The organism is Clostridium sp. 16K-1-R1, assembly GCF_023921145.1.
GTDB classification, from domain to species: Bacteria; Bacillota; Clostridia; order Clostridiales; family Clostridiaceae; genus Sarcina; species Sarcina perfringens.
In genome coordinates, this window is sequence record NZ_CP046515.1 from 482,741 (window position 1) to 499,161 (window position 16,421).

Annotated in this window: 12 protein-coding genes; 11 read left to right on the plus strand and 1 reads right to left on the minus strand. The window is 27.4% G+C overall.

What is annotated here, in order from left to right:
- Positions 1-10: 10 nt before the first annotated feature.
- Together GOM42_RS02110 and GOM42_RS02115 are read left to right on the plus strand one after the other, a co-directional pair.
- Complete coding sequence (locus GOM42_RS02110; RefSeq protein WP_158276377.1) at positions 11-1,195, plus strand: ATP-binding protein; 1,185 nt, start codon at positions 11-13, stop codon at positions 1,193-1,195.
- Positions 1,196-1,240: 45 nt separating this feature from the next.
- Positions 1,241-2,404 carry a hypothetical protein gene (locus tag GOM42_RS02115; RefSeq protein WP_110035027.1) on the plus strand — a complete coding sequence of 388 codons (1,164 nt, stop codon included), beginning with the start codon at positions 1,241-1,243 and terminating at the stop codon, positions 2,402-2,404.
- A gap of 96 nt (positions 2,405-2,500) precedes the next feature.
- Here the strand turns inward: GOM42_RS02115 and GOM42_RS02120 are convergent, their stop codons facing one another.
- A complete protein-coding gene (locus GOM42_RS02120) occupies positions 2,501-3,358 on the minus strand; it encodes an AraC family transcriptional regulator (protein WP_003455537.1) in 858 nt (285 codons plus the stop codon).
- A gap of 188 nt (positions 3,359-3,546) precedes the next feature.
- Here GOM42_RS02120 and GOM42_RS02125 point away from each other — a divergent pair, with 188 nt between their 5' ends.
- The 9 genes from GOM42_RS02125 (at position 3,547) to GOM42_RS02165 (ending at position 16,343) form a co-directional block, all read left to right on the plus strand.
- Positions 3,547-4,815, plus strand: a complete 1,269-nt coding sequence (locus tag GOM42_RS02125) for a sugar ABC transporter substrate-binding protein (RefSeq protein WP_252597690.1) — start codon at positions 3,547-3,549, stop codon at positions 4,813-4,815.
- A gap of 73 nt (positions 4,816-4,888) precedes the next feature.
- On the plus strand, positions 4,889-5,815 hold the full coding sequence (locus tag GOM42_RS02130) for a sugar ABC transporter permease (RefSeq protein ID WP_110035026.1): 927 nt from the start codon (positions 4,889-4,891) through the stop codon (positions 5,813-5,815).
- A 16-nt stretch (positions 5,816-5,831) separates the two neighbouring features.
- Entirely contained in the window at positions 5,832-6,659 is an 828-nt protein-coding gene (locus GOM42_RS02135) for a carbohydrate ABC transporter permease (protein WP_003455248.1), read from the plus strand.
- Between the two features lie 27 nt (positions 6,660-6,686).
- A complete protein-coding gene (locus GOM42_RS02140; RefSeq protein WP_252597691.1) occupies positions 6,687-8,894 on the plus strand; it encodes an alpha-galactosidase in 2,208 nt (735 codons plus the stop codon).
- A gap of 155 nt (positions 8,895-9,049) precedes the next feature.
- Positions 9,050-9,601 carry a hypothetical protein gene (locus GOM42_RS02145; RefSeq protein WP_003455657.1) on the plus strand — a complete coding sequence of 184 codons (552 nt, stop codon included), beginning with the start codon at positions 9,050-9,052 and terminating at the stop codon, positions 9,599-9,601.
- 118 nt (positions 9,602-9,719) lie between these two features.
- Positions 9,720-10,298 (plus strand): TetR/AcrR family transcriptional regulator, encoded by a 579-nt coding sequence (locus tag GOM42_RS02150; RefSeq protein ID WP_003455253.1) that lies wholly within the window; start codon positions 9,720-9,722, stop codon positions 10,296-10,298.
- Positions 10,299-10,647: 349 nt separating this feature from the next.
- Entirely contained in the window at positions 10,648-12,441 is a 1,794-nt protein-coding gene (locus GOM42_RS02155; RefSeq protein WP_003450039.1) for an oleate hydratase, read from the plus strand.
- A 394-nt stretch (positions 12,442-12,835) separates the two neighbouring features.
- The gene (locus GOM42_RS02160) at positions 12,836-14,569 is read left to right on the plus strand and encodes an ABC transporter ATP-binding protein (RefSeq protein WP_003455354.1); all 1,734 of its coding nucleotides are present in this window, start codon (positions 12,836-12,838) and stop codon (positions 14,567-14,569) included.
- On the plus strand, positions 14,562-16,343 hold the full coding sequence (locus GOM42_RS02165) for an ABC transporter ATP-binding protein (protein ID WP_003455479.1): 1,782 nt from the start codon (positions 14,562-14,564) through the stop codon (positions 16,341-16,343). The genes GOM42_RS02160 and GOM42_RS02165 overlap by 8 nt, the downstream gene beginning before the upstream one ends.
- Positions 16,344-16,421 lie beyond the last annotated feature (78 nt).

Genomic DNA, 16,421 nt, shown 5'->3' on the forward strand with positions numbered 1-16,421 from the left:
GATGAAGCTCATGAAGTATTATATTAATAAAATATATATGAAGAATTTTAAATGTATAAAAAATGAAACGGGAGTTTTAGTAAATTTTAATTTAGATAAAGGATTAATAGCATTAAGTGGGCCAAATGGATTTGGAAAAACTACAATATTTGATGCAATTGAATTATCATTTTGCGATAAAATAGAGAGAATTGTTCCTATAAATAAAGGTAATAAAAAGGTTAAGGATAATTTATTAATATATAAAAATAGAGATAGTGCTATTATTGCTATAGAACTTATCAATGAAGAAAAAAATGATGTAATAACTATTATAAAAAGAATTGAAAAGAATGGTAAAAATAAAGAAGAAGATATAAAAGAAAGTATAAATAGCTTTTGGATTAATGAAGGTATTGATTTAAATAAAATTAATAATAATAATTATGGAAATAAAATAGATAATTTAAAAGATTTTTTACAAAAAAAACTAGGGATAAATAGCGAGTATTTTAATTATTTTTATTATATAAGTCAAGACAATAGTTCCAATTTTTTGAAAAAAAGTTTGCTAGAAAGAAAGTCTATATTTGATATATTAATGAAAATTGAAAATGAAATTGATTTAAATAAAAAGATAAAAGATTTATTAGATAGTAAAAAAAATAATTCAATCAGTAAATTAATTGATTTAAAGAGAGAAGAAATTAAAAAAGATATTAAGTCACTGTTTAATGTAGAAAGTAAAGATTCAGAATATCAATCTAATATAATTGTTTTTGAAGGAAATAATAATATAGAATGGGATAAAGAAGATTATAATATAAAAAATAGAGAGCCTTTAGTTGAATTAGAAAACTTAATTAATTTTATAAAAAATTACAATGTATTTATAGCAAGAAAAAATAATGAAAGAATAGAAAAGCTATTAAATGAAAATTTATTAATGGAGATTAGTAATGTTATAGTTTTATCTGATTATAATATTAATTTAGATTATGAAAATAATATAAAAAAAAGAATAGAAGAGTTAGATTCTAAAAAAAATATTTGTAATATAATTAAAAAAATAAGTGGATTTTCATTTGAAGATGATAAGGTAATTAATGACTTAAAGTTTTTAAATGATAGTCTAAAACTTGAATTAGATCTTAATAGACTTATTTTAGATATAAAAGAAATAGTTTTAGATAATAAACAATTAGATAATAAATAGGTTAAGATAAAAAAACTTAAAGATAGTATAGATAAATTAAATGAATTGTTTAAAGCTAGTACTGATGAAATAGAACAAAATATGTGTCCAGTATGTAAAACTAAATTTGTTAGCGCTGAACAATTACAAGACATAATAGAAAACAATATTAGTGAGTTACAGAAATTAATATCATTAGATAATAAAGAAAAGGAGAAAAAAGTTAAAAAACATTTAATAAAATTTATGAATTGTTGTCAAGAAAAATTAAATATAACAGAGTTAGAAGAGTGTATTTCTGATCTTGATAATGAATTAAAACTAATGCGAAAATATAAGAATAAACAAGTGTTAAAAGATTATATTAATTATTATGATAGTATTAATGAATTAGAAAAAATAATAAGAATAGTAAAAAGTGATAATACAAATGCTATAACCAATTTAAAGAAGTCTTTGCAATCTAAGTTTATAAAAGAGATAAAGGAATATTCGCAAGAGGAATATTTATTAGATACTCAAATATATGATAGATATTCTTTAATATTAAATAAAAGAAGTATATTCGATGATAACATAGATGAATTACTTGATAGAGCTAAGAAGAAAAAAAGATATTTTGAAAGAGAGTTAAGTTTAATAGATTCTAAGGAAAAAGTTACTATTAATAATAAAATCAAACAGTTGATAAAAATGGAAGAACTAAAAACTAGATTAGAAAATTTGGACAAAATATATAAGGAGACAATTAAAACTTTTAAAGAAGATGTTGTTAGTACAATAGAAGTACCTTTATATATATATACAGGTAAGATAATACAAACATATCAAGGCGGTTTAGGGGTTTTTATTAAAGAAGATAAGAATACAGATAATTTAGTATTTACACCTAATTCTAATGAATCTCAACATGATATTGTTAATACATTTAGTTCTGGGCAACTATCAGCCTTTACAATAGCATTTTTGCTTGTTATAAATCAATTATACTTAGCTAGAAATAAAGAGGTAGATATATTAAATACTATATTAATTGATGATCCTGTTCAAACTATGGATGATGTGAATATAGCATCTTTAATAGAAGTACTACGAAATCAATTTGATAAATATCAAATGATTGTATCTACACATGAAGATGAAAAAATAAATTATATGAGATATAAATTTGAAAAGTTTGGAATAAAAACTATTGAGTATAATGTTAAAAGACATTTTTTCAATAATTAATATTTAGAGAAGGTTATTACCTTCTCTTTTTGATTTTATAAAAGAGATAGAAAAAGTCAATTAAGATAATTAGGAAAATTAAGAGAATTATTATATTTAAGAAATATTATTAATAAAAGTTGTTCTCCATTTAGATGGAGATAAATTGAATTTTTTCTTGAAGGCTACTGAGAAATTAAATTGATTAGAATAACCTAATAATTCAGCAACTTGAGAAATAGATAAACTTTTATCTTTTAATAAATTGCAAGCTTGTAACATTTTATACTGAATTAAAAATTCTTGAGGGGTTGTATTCATATGTTTTTTAAATATACGAGTAAAATATGATTTACTTAGATTACATCTATTTGATACGTCTTCAACTGAAATATTGCGATTATAGTTTTCTTCAATAAAATTTAATGCTTCGCGGATATATAGTTCATTTAGAGTATCAAGTTCATTTAAGGTACTATTTAATGAGAATTCTATTAGAGAATTAATAAAGAGGTATAGATGTCCTATTAGAAAGCTAGGATTTTTTTTGTTATTACTGATAATAGACTTCATTTCTTCAATGATTTTAAGAGAGTTTATGCTTTCTTTAAGTTTAAATATAGGATTAGCAGGAGTTAGACCAGCTTCTTCCATATAAAGTTTTGCTTTTATTCCATTAAATTCAATCCACATATAATGCCATGGATCATTTTCATCAGATTGATATGAGCATATTTCATTTGGGCAGATTAAAAATCCTTCACCAGGAGAGACCTCATAATATTTTTTTTCAAATGTTTTTGGATCAACAGAAAAAAATTTCCCTTTACCAGATATAACATAATGAAATAAATAATTGTTTTTTACTGTTGGGCCTACTGAGTGTAATGGATCGCATTTTTCAGAACCGAATTGAATTGGTTTTAAATCTATATAATTTTCATTATTAAATACATAAGTTTCAAACTTAGGCATAATTAACCTCCAAAATATATTATAAAAATATGAAATATATGATGATTTTACAAAAGTACAGATATTAATATATTTAAGAACAATAATAACATTCTTTAATAACGTTTTCAATGGTAAAATTTAAGTATAGTTACAAATTATTAAAAATTAATAAACTTAAATTATAAAAGTTTTAAGGGGGAACAAAAATGAGAAAGAGGTTTAAACTAGTAGCTCTTAGCTTATGTACTTTATTTTTAGCTGGGTGTGGTAGTAAAGGTCAGGAGAAAGTTGGTAAATCTAATGATGGAACTGTAACACTTTCCTATGCAATATGGGATTCAGGACAAGAAAAAGGCTTACGTAAGTTAGCTGATGAATTTGAAAGTAAAAATCCAAACACAAAGATTAATATACAGGTAATAGGATGGAATGATTATTGGACAATGCTAGAAGCAGCTGCAACTGGGGGATCATTACCAGATACATTTTGGATGCACTCTAATGAAATTCATCGTTATGGATCAAATGGAATGTTACTTAGTCTAAATGATTATATTAAAAATAGTGAAGTAGTTGATTTGAAAAACTTCCCAGAGGGGTTAAATGAAATTTACAACATAAATGATAATCAATACGCAATTCCAAAGGATTTTGATACTATTGGATTATGGTATAACAAGAAAATGTTTGATGAAGCTCAAATACCTTATCCTGATGAAACTTGGAATTGGGATAAATTATATGAGGTTTCAAAGAAATTAACAAAGGCAGATGGAAGCCAATTTGGAGTATTGGCACCATTGCATAATCAAGAGGGATATTATAATTTTGTATATCAAAATGGTGGAGATATTATAACTGATGACAAGAAGTCAGGATATGATAACCCTAAAACTATAGAGGCTATGAATTATTATTTTAATCTTTCTAAAGAAGGATTATCTCCTAAAATTTTTAATGACAAAGAAAGAGCAGAGGCATTACAAAATGGACAAGCAGCTATGGGATTCTTTGGTTCTTGGAATTTAGGTTCTTTTGCTGATAATGAATATATGGCTAAAAATTTTGATGTTACTGTTTTACCTTCCTCAAATGATGGAAAAAGAGCAACAATATTCAATGGTTTAGGTAATGCTATTTCAGCTAAAACAGAGCATCCAAAGGAAGCTTGGAAATGGGTAGAATATTTAAGCTCAAAAGAAGGACAAGAAAAACAAGGTGAATTAGGTATAGCAATTCCAGCATATAATGGAGCTGCTGATATATGGGCAAAGAACAATACTACTTTTAATACAAAAGCATTTGTAGATATGTTAGATTATGCTCAAATAAGACCATACTCTAATTCTACAGCTAAATGGGAAGATAAGGCTACTGAAATTTTAAAGAAAGCATATCTTCAAGATATGTCAGCTGAAGAAGCTTGTAAAGAGACTGCTAAAATGATGAATGACTATTTGAATCAAGAAAAGTAAATTAAAATGAAAAAACAATAGTGAAAATAAACAGTAGCTATTGTTTTTTTATTAAATATAAGGAGAAATAATTATGGAACTTAGAAAAAACAATTTATTTAAAAGACTTTTTGTTCCTAATAGAAAGAGAAAGGAATGGATTTGGGGATATTTTTTAGTAGCTCCCACTATTATAGGGTTAATTATTCTAAATATTATACCAATATTTCAAGTATTAAAAATGAGTTTTTACAAAAGTGGTGATTTTGGTAGAAATGATATTTTTATAGGATTTGAAAATTACATAAGATTACTAGGTGATGAGCAAGTATGGCAAGCAACTATTAATACTTTAAAATATACATTCTTTGTTGTTCCATTAAACGTAATCATTGCACTTATTTTAGCGACAATATTAAATAAAAAGATAAAGGGAAGAGATATTTATAGAACTATTTATTTTATTCCAATGGTAGTCACACCAGCTGCTATAACAATGGTTTGGAAATGGTTATATAATACACAATTTGGATTAATAAATCATTTGCTTGGAAAGATAGGAATTCCTAAGATAGATTGGATAAACGACCCTAAAATAGCTATATACTCAATAATAATTATTGGGGTTTGGAGTACTATTGGATATAGTATGGTACTTATATTAGCAGGACTTCAAGAAATACCAAAAGATTATTATGAGGCAGCTACTATTGATGGAGCTAACTCTGTAAATCAATTTTTCAATATAACACTTCCTTTAGTTTCACCAACATTATTTTTTGTAATTGTTACAAATATAATTCAGTCTATGCAAGTGTTTGATGTTATTTATATGATGATAGATATAACAAGCCCTGCTTACGATAAAACAGTATCACTTGTTTATTTATTCTATAATAATGCATTTAAGTATTCAGATAAAGGGTATGGATCAACAATCATTATATTATTATTAATTATTATTTTAATATTTACATTTATCCAAATGAAGTTGCAGAAGAAATGGGTAAATTACATGTAGATAAGGAGTGAGTTAAATGGAAGGAAAGAAAATATCTAGAATATTTATGCATTTATTTTTAATTATTATAGCAATAATCATGATATTACCCTTTGTATGGATGGTATTAACATCATTTAAATCAGTAACAGAATCTACTCAGATGAATCCTTTTGTTATTTTTCCAAGTCAGTGGAGAATAGAGAATTATATAGAAGTTATAAAGGGAAATGACTTTTTAGCATTATATATAAATACATTTTTAATGATGATTTTTAGAGTGATTTGCTCAGTTTTATTTAGTGCAATGGCAGCCTATGCCTTTGCAAGATTAGAATTTCCAGGAAGAAATTTTCTGTTTGGATTAGTTTTATTCCAAATGATGATTCCAGCGCAAGTTTTTATAATTCCACAATATTTAATGATAGATCAGATTAACATGAGAAATACTATTTTTGCCCTTGTTTTTCCAGGACTAGTTAGTGCCTTTGGAACCTTCCTTTTAAGACAATTTTTTATGGGATTACCAAAGGAGTTAGAGGAAGCCGCATACTTAGATGGATGTAATATAGGACAAACATTTTTTAAAGTTATGTTACCTTTAGCAAGATCAGGATTAGTTGCTTTAAGCATATTTACAGCATTATTTGCATTTAAAGATTTAATGTGGCCATTAATTGTTAACTCAAATACAGATGCGGCTACTTTATCATCTGCATTATCAAAAATTCAAAGTGCTTATTCTGTAAATTATCCTCAACTTATGGCAGCATCAGTATTAGCAATATGGCCTATGTTAGTTGTTTATATTATTTTCCAAAAACAATTTATTGAGGGTATAGCAACTTCAGGAGGAAAACTTTAAAAATACTTTTTAGATAGGAGAATTAAAATGCCGATTATTTTTCATAAAGAATTGAAGGAATTTCATTTATATAATAAAGAAATTAGCTATATTATTCATATTCTACCTAATGGACATGTTGGGAATTTATATTTTGGTAAAAAAATAGATCCCTATAAAACATATAATCATTTGTTTGAAGGTATTTATAGACCTTTAGCTGCTTATGTATATGAAGGGGATAACAAATTTTCTTTACAGAATACTAGGCAAGAATATCCAACCTTTGGTCTTTCTGATTTTAGGAAGGGAGCATTTTTAATAAAACAAGAAAATGGTAGTGAAATTTCAGACTTTAAATATGAAAGTCATAAAATAATTGAAGGAAAATTAAAATTAAAAGGGCTACCACAAACCTATGTTGAAAACAAAGAAGATGCAACAACATTAGAAATCACATTATTAGATGAGGTAATAAAAAGTAAATTAAAGCTCTATTTTACTATATTTGAAGATAGGGCGGTTATTACAAGAAGTGCTAGTTTTTTAAATCTTAGTAATAAGACTATAAATATAGAAAAGGCAATGAGTTTTAATTTAGATTTACCTGATTCTAATTATAATATGATTCAGCTTAATGGGGCATGGGGAAGAGAAAGACATGTTTATGATAGAAGCATTAAAGAAGGGACTCAAGGATTTTATAGTTTAAAAGGAGCTAGCAGTGCAGAGTTTAATCCTTTTTTAGCTCTTAGGAGACCAAATACAGATGAGTTTTCAAGAGAAGTTATAGGATTTTCATTAGTTTACAGTGGAAACTTTATGGCAGAAATTGATGTAGATACTTATAATCAAACTAGAATTATGATGGGAATTCATCCTGAGATATTTAGCTGGCCTTTAAATTTAAATGAAGAATTTTATACTCCAGAAGTAGTTATAGTTTACTCTGATAAGGGACTAAATTACATGAGTCAAGTATATCATAGTCTCTATAGAGAGTGCTTAATGAGAGGAAAATGGAAAAATAGCGTAAGGCCTATTCTTTTAAATAGTTGGGAAGCACTTAGCTTTTCTATTGATGAAGAAAAAATAAAAGAGTTAGCTACAAATGCTTCAAAGCTTGGAGTAGAACTTTTTGTTTTAGATGATGGATGGTTTGGAAAAAGAAATAATGATAATGCTGGCCTAGGAGATTGGACTGTAAATAAGGAAAAGTTTCCTAATGGATTAAATGAAATAATAGAGTATATAAATAAACTTGGTATGGACTTTGGTATTTGGATTGAACCAGAAATGGTTAATAAGGATAGTGAACTTTATAGATTTCATCCAGATTGGATTATTCATGCTCCTAATAGAAAACCTTCCCATACAAGAAATCAATATACATTAGATTTTTCTAGGGATGAAGTAGTTGACCATATATATAACCAGATAGAAAAGTTACTTTCTGATTATAATATTTCCTACGTAAAATGGGATATGAATAGATATATAACTGAATGTTATAGCAAGGATAAAGGAGCAAATTTACAAGGTACTGTATATCACAAGTATATATTAAATGTTTATAAGTTATATGATAAATTGACAACAAGATTCCCTAATATACTTTTTGAATCATGTTCTAGTGGAGGGGCTAGGTTTGATCCAGGTATGTTATACTATGCACCTCAGACTTGGACTAGTGATAACACTGATGCTATGGAACGTATAAAAATCCAATATGGAAGCTCCTTAGTTTATCCTTTAATATCTATGGGAAGTCATGTATCAGAATCTCCAAATCAACAAGTATTTAGAGAAACTGCATTAGAAACAAGAGCAAATGTAGCATATTTTGGTAACTTGGGATATGAGCTTGACGTTAATAAGTTATCAGATGTTGAGAAAGAAGAAATAAAGAAGCAAATACAGTTTTATAAAGAAAATAGAGAAGTTTTTCAATTTGGTGAATTTTATAGAATAAAGAATCCATATAACAATAATATTTCCGCTTGGATGGTTAAATCAAATGATGAGAAGACTATTATTCTTGGATGTTATAAGCTTTTAAATCATGCCAATGAAGGAAAGGAAAGAGTAAAGTTATTTGGATTAGACAAAGATGGGGATTATAAGTTGAGTTATCCTTATGAAAAAGAATTTAAGGGTGATGAACTTATGAATGTTGGAATTTCAATGAATGATGATTATTTTTGTAATAGCGGAAATGATTTTTCATCAGTACTTTATTTATTAAGAAAAATATAAATTTAATATATTTTAATAATTAAAGGATAATTTTTACTATGGGGGGTAACAAAAGGAGTTTAGAGTTATTATAAGTAAATGACAGTAAGCAAAAAAGATAGTATACTTAATTAAATTGGTTATTTAAAATTATTAAATTGTATGGAGGGTAAAATATGAGTAATTTAGATTGTTTTTTAAGCTTATTAATTGGAAATTTTGATAACTCTGAACAATTCAAGGATTTTGAAAATAATGGAGTTACGGATTTTCCATTTGCAGAACATGTTAATACAGTTTGTAATAATAAGATAAAAAATTTGCCGGAAAATTTTAAAGGGAAATTTCTTTTAGAAGAAAGCTATTATACTTCTAATGGTAAAACACATGCATCACCACATCTATTTTTGTTTACAGAAGAAACAAAAGGAATAAAGCTTACTTCTTATGAAATTCCAGAAGGTTATGATAAAAAATCTTTTAATTATGAAAATATGAATTTAATAGATTATTCAGATCTTAAAATATCTGAAAAATTTACTCCTGCTTTTTATGTGTTTAAAGAAAATTTCTGGGAAGGTGGAAGTGTTAGTAACTTCTCTCCTATTATGAAATTTACTTTATTTGAACGTTTTTCAGAAAAACAATTAGAGGTATCTGAAACTATAGAGGTCAATGGAAAAAGAACCTTTGGATATGATGATCCTATTATTTATAAAAGAAAATAATTAATTTTATAGTAAGTACATGTCTTAATTGATATGTACTTTTTTAATATCCATTTTATGAAAAAATATAAAGTTAATGTTATAATTTATTAATAGAAATCAAAAGGGGGAGATTCTTTTGGCTCAGCAATATACTAAAAAAATGATTCGTAGCGTATTTATAGAGTTGTTAAATGAAAGACCGCTAAATAAGATTACTGTAAAAGATATAGCATCAGCTTGTGGAATTAATCGAAATACTTTCTACTATTATTATTCAGATATGTATGAGCTTTTATCTGAACTTTTTCAAACTGAGCTTCAAAATGTTATAGATGAATATAATGATACCATGTCTTGGGAGGAAAGCTTTGTACTAGCAACAAGGTTTGCCTTAGGAAATAAGAAAGTAATTTATCATGTATATAATTCAATGCAGAGGGAAGAATTGGTCAATTATATTTACAATGTTTCAGGAAACATGATGGAGAGGTATGTTAAGAAGTTAAGCCATGGAATAAATGCTTCTGAATATGATATGAAACTAATAGCAACCTTCTATCAATGTGCACTTACAGAAATGGTAATTCAATGGATTTCCTCTGGAATGAAGGAAGATCCAGATGCCATCATAAGAAGAATAGGAAAATTATTTGATGGAAATATAAAATTATCACTTCAGCGTAGTGAAGAGTTTAATAAAATTGGTGAGAAATAATTTATAGGATTAATAAATTAATCAGGAAATAACCTAATGATTAATAAAAATCTTTTAACTCTTTTAAAAAATCTTTAGGAATTTAGGCACAAAGAGAGTTATGCCTAATTTTTAGTCAGATGTGTTTAAGTGTTTGAACTTTGAACACTCCCCTTATTTATCTAATGAAATATATGGTAAAAGGTTATATTATAGATTTAAAGGAAGTTAGATTTATTTTTAAAACTTACACTTAGTAAATAAAATCTTATATTCATAAGATTATAACTTATTAATCAAGGATTGATTTAAAAAGGGCTAAGATTTGTTTTGAAAACTTATAGCTAGTTTTAAGAAAGAAGGGGATTTTATGAAACTTAAAACACATGATGACAGACTTACTTTAACAAATGGAAGCTATCATGCATTAGTACATGCTAGAAAACCTAAAGGAATTGAAAATAAAAGTGCATATTTAATTGGTACTGGAATAGGCGCATTAGCAGCAGGATGTTTTTTAATTAGAGATGCACATATGGATGGTAGCAAAATAACATTTTTTGAGCAATTAGATCTTCCAGGAGGCTCTTTAGATGGAGAAGTACTTCAAAATCTAGGTTATGTAGCTCGTGGTGGACGTGAAATGGGACATCACTTTGAAGTTTTATGGGGTTTATTTAGTTCACTTCCATCTACTGAAGATCCAAATATGACAGTATTAGATCATTTTTTCTACACAAATTATGATGATCCAAACTATAGTAATTGTCGTATAACTCATAAAAATGGAGAAAGATATGACAACGCTAAATTTAATTTAGGACAAGATTTAGCTAAGGAATTAGCAGAGTTTGTTCTTATACCAGATGAAGAACTTCAAGATAAATCAATTGATGAAATATTCTCTGAAGAACTTTTAAATACAGACTTTTGGACATTATGGAGAACTATGTTTGCCTTTGAAAACTGGCATAGTGCTTTAGAAATGAAATTATATATGAATAGATTTATACACCATGTTGGTGGATTACCAACACTTTCAGCACTGCAATTCTCAAGACATGATCAATATACATCTTTTGTAAAACCAATGGTTAAATTCTTAAAAGAAAATGGGGCTAGGTTTGAATATGGAGTACATGTTGAAAATGTAGAATTCGACATAAGCGATGATAAAAAAGTGGCTAAAAAAATAGTTGCTAAGGATAAAAACGGAAAAGATATTTCTGTAAACTTAACTGAAAATGATTTAGTATTCATAACTAATGGTTCTATGACAGAAGGTTCAGGATATGGTGATGATAATACTCCTGCTCCATTTAATAAAGAACCACAAGGATGCTGGGAATTATGGAGAAATATTGCTAAACAATCAGATGAATTTGGACATCCAGATAAATTCTGTACTGACACTGAAAAATCAAACTGGGAATCTTGTACAGTAACTTGCCATGATGAACGTGTACCAAAATACATTGAAAAAATAACTAAACGTTCACCATATGGAGGAAAGACTGTAACAGGAGGAATAGTTACAGCTGTGGACTCTTCATGGTTAATGAGTTGGACTATAAATCGTCAAGAACAATATTATGGCCAACCAGAAAAAGATGTAGTAGTTTGGGTATATGGATTATTCTCAGATGTTGAGGGTGATTATATTAAGAAACCTATGAGAGATTGTACTGGTAAGGAAATTACAAAGGAATGGTTATTCCATATAGGCGTTCCAGTTGATGAAATTGAAGAACTTGCTGAGTCTTGTACAGCAATTCCTGTAATGATGCCATTTATAACTTCACAATTTATGCCTCGTGAATTTGGAGACAGACCTTATGTTGTTCCTAAGAATGCAGTTAACTTTGCTTTCCTTGGACAATTTGCAGAAACTTTAGATGATCCAGGAAGAGATACAGTATTTACTATTGAATACTCAGGACGTACAGCTATGGAAGCAGTATATGTATTAACTGGAGTTGAAAAGGGAGTACCTGAGGTATATGCATCAAGATATGACATTCGTTACTTATTAAATGCTGGAGTATGTTTATTAGATGGTGAAAAACCAAAACTTGATTTACCACCTTTAGCAAAGAGAAAAGTAATGAAACAAATAGCAGGAACTGACATAGAAAAATTATTAAAAGAATATGGAATTATCTAAGTAAAAAGTGCTGAGGATTAAAAGCATAATAATCTTAGATTAAAATAAAAATATAGTAAGTATATTTAATAGACCATGATAAATAGCAACCTCTTAAAAATTGGGGGCAGTTATTATGGTCTATTTTTTATTTTGGTATTTCAAATATTTTTAAAATATAATATAAATCAATATGGATAAAATTTAAAATATTATACTATAAATATTAAAAATATATTTTTAGTATAATAATATTTAATAGAACTTATAAATTGAAGATTAAATATATTAATTAAAGAATATGAAAAAAATTAACATATAAATAACTAAAAATACACTTATGAGAAAGAGTTAGTTTTGGTATAATTAATAATTACATTATAAAAAATTTTGAGAAAGGGAGGGGTATATAGCAATGAAACTAATACTAAAATATTTAAAGAACTACAAATCAATTTTTATCTTAAATGTTATATCAGTATTTGGGTTTGCTTTAGTTGAGCTTGGAATTCCAACTATTATGGCAAAAGTTATAGATATTGGAATAATAAATAATGATATTTCTTATATCAAAAGAATGGGCCTAGTAATAGTAGTTATTTCTATAGTTGGTGTTATGGGAACAATATTACTTGGATATTGTTCATCTAAGATTTCAACGGGAATAACTAAGGATATTAGAAATGATATATTTAAAAAAGCTCAAGAGTTTTCCCATACAGAATATGATGAGTTTGGAGTTTCTTCTATGATAACAAGAACTACAAACGATCCTTTTGTTATTTTACAATTTACAAACACACTTCTAAAAATGGCTTTAATCACACCAGTTATGTTTACTATAAGTTTAGTAATGATACTTAAAACAAGCCTTTCCTTATCTTTAGTTTTAGCAGTGGTAATTCCTATAATAATTTTAGGGGTTATATTAATAGCTAAAACTTCTGAACCTTTATCAGAAAAGTTACAAAAAAGGTTAGATAAGTTAAATAGAATATCTAGAGAAAATTTAACTGGTATAAGGGTAATAAGGGCCTTTGGAAATGAAAAGTATGAGGAGAAGAGATTTGATGAAACAAATGAGTCCTATGCAGAGGTGGCTAAAAAGTTAAATAAACTTATGGCAATATCTCAACCACTTTTCTTTTTCCTACTTAATATCGCTATTATAGTTATCTTTTGGATATCTAGTAAGATGATAAATGTAGGAACACTTCAAGTTGGTCAATTAGTTGCCTTTATTGAATATCTATTCCATGCAATGTTTTCAATAATGCTATTTTCTATGGTTTTTGTAATGTATCCAAAAGCACAGGTTTCTGCTAATAGAATTATGGAAGTTTTAAATACAGAACCAATAATAAAAAGTCCTAAAAATGGAATAAAGGATACAGAAAACAAGGGAACAATAGAGTTTGAAAATGTATCTTTTACTTATCCAAATGGAGAGGAGCCTGTAATTAAAGATGTATCCTTTAGTGGTAAAAAGGGAGAAGTTATTGCCTTTATAGGAAGTACAGGTAGTGGTAAGAGTACACTTATAAATTTAATCCCAAGGTTTTATGATGTTACTAAGGGAAGTATAAAAATAGATGGAGTAGATGTAAGAGATTATGATTTAAAATATCTACGTAAAAAAATAGGTTTCATTCCTCAAAAGACTCTTTTATTTACTGGTAGCATAGCAAATAATATAAAGTTTGGTAAGAAAGATGCAGAGTATAAAGAGGTTGAGGATTCAGCTAAAATTGCACAGGCCTATGAATTTATTTCAAATAAGCCTAATAAATTTGATGAGATAATAACAGAGGGTGGTTCTAACGTATCTGGTGGACAAAAGCAAAGACTTTCCATAGCTAGAGCAATTGTTAGAAAGCCTGATATATACATTTTTGATGATAGTTTCTCAGCTTTAGACTTCAAAACAGATGCAATCTTAAGAAAAGAACTTAGATCTGAAACAAAGGATGCTATTGTGTTAATAGTGGCTCAGAGAATAGGTTCTATAATGGATGCAGATAAGATTATAGTTCTAAATGAAGGGGAAGTAGTTGGAATAGGAACTCACAAGGAATTAATAAAAAATTGTCCTATTTATCATGAAATAGCAACATCACAACTTACAGAGGAGGAGTTAGCAAATGAATAAGTTTAAATCAGTAGTAAAAAAGATTTCTCCTTTTGTTGGTAAGTATAAGTGGGCTTTTTTAGGAGCTATTTTATTTATAATTTCAGCAGCTGTTTTCACTGCCATAGCACCAAGAACAGAAGGATTAATAATAACTCAGTTAACTAAGGATTTTGAGGGAATTATAAGAGGAGTTTCTGGAGCTTCAGTTAACTTTAATTATATTTTTAAGGTATTAATCTTATTATTTTTAGTTTATGCAGGTGGTACAGGATCAACTCTTATAGCAAGTTTCTTATTAACTAATGCAATTCAAAATACCATGAAAAATATTAGAAATGAAGTTGAGAAAAAAATAAATAAACTTCCAATAAGATATTTTGATGGTAATAGTTATGGAGATGTATTAAGTAGAATCACTAATGATGTAGATACCATCTCTAATGCATTGCAGCAAAGTTTTGTACAGGTAATAAATGCATTTTTATCTGTAGGATTAGCTTTAATAATGATGTATTCAATAAATATTAAGCTAGCATTAATTGCAACCTTAATAATACCTTTAAGTATTTTAATTACAAAGATAATAGTTTCTAAATCTCAGAAATTATTTAATAGTCAACAAAAGGCTTTAGGAAATCTTAATGGAAAAGTACAAGAGATGTACACAGGCTTTAATGAATTAAAGTTATATGGAAAAGAAGATGATGCTTTAAATGAATTTGTAAAGGTAAATGAAGAGTTAAGAGAAACAGGTTTTAAAGCTCAATTTATATCTGGTATAATGTCACCTTTAATAAGTCTTGTTACTTATTTAGGAATAGCTGTGGTAGGGGTAGTAGGTTCTATAATAGCTATAGGTGGTGGAATTACCGTTGGTAATCTTCAAGCATTTATACGTTATATTTGGCAAATAAATCAGCCTTTATCTCAAGTAACTCAATTATCATCAGCAATACAATCAGCAGTGGCTGCTGCTAATAGGGTTTTTGAATTCTTAGAGGAAGAAGAAGAGGTTAAAGATCCTAATAATGTTATAAAAATTGAGAAGCCAAAGGGAGATGTAACTTTTGACCATGTTAAATTTGGATATAAGGAAGATAAGCCACTTATAAAAGATTTAAGCGTAGATGTCAAAAGTGGTCAGATGGTTGCCATTGTTGGAAAAACTGGAGCAGGTAAAACTACTCTTATTAATCTTTTAATGAGATTTTACGATGTTCAAGGAGGTTCAATTAAAATAGATGGTGTTGATATTAGAGATATGAAACGTGAAGATTTAAGATCTATGTTTGGTATGGTTCTTCAAGACACTTGGCTATTTAATGGAACTATTTATGATAATATTAGGTATGGTAGATTTGATGCCACTAAAGAGGAAATAATAGAGGCAGCAAAGGTTGCAAATGTTCATCATTTTATAAAAACATTACCTGGTGGATATAATATGTTATTAAATGAAGAGGCTTCAAATGTATCTCAGGGAGAAAAACAACTTTTAACCATAGCTAGAGCAATTTTAAAAGATCCAGCTATATTAATACTAGATGAGGCCACAAGTTCAGTTGATACTAGATTAGAATTATTACTTCAAAAGGCCATGAGAAATATAATGAAGGATAGAACTAGCTTTGTTATAGCTCACAGGCTTTCAACTATAAGAAGTGCAGATTTAATATTAGTAATGAATGATGGTAATATAATTGAACAGGGAACTCATGAAGAGTTAATGAAGCAAGGTGGTTATTATGAAAGTCTTTATAATAGTCAGTTTGCTAGTAAAGAAGTAAATTAAATAAACTTTAAATACTAGGATGTATTTTATAATATAGTAATCCTAAAGATTATTTAACACTATAGAAAAAGCAATCTA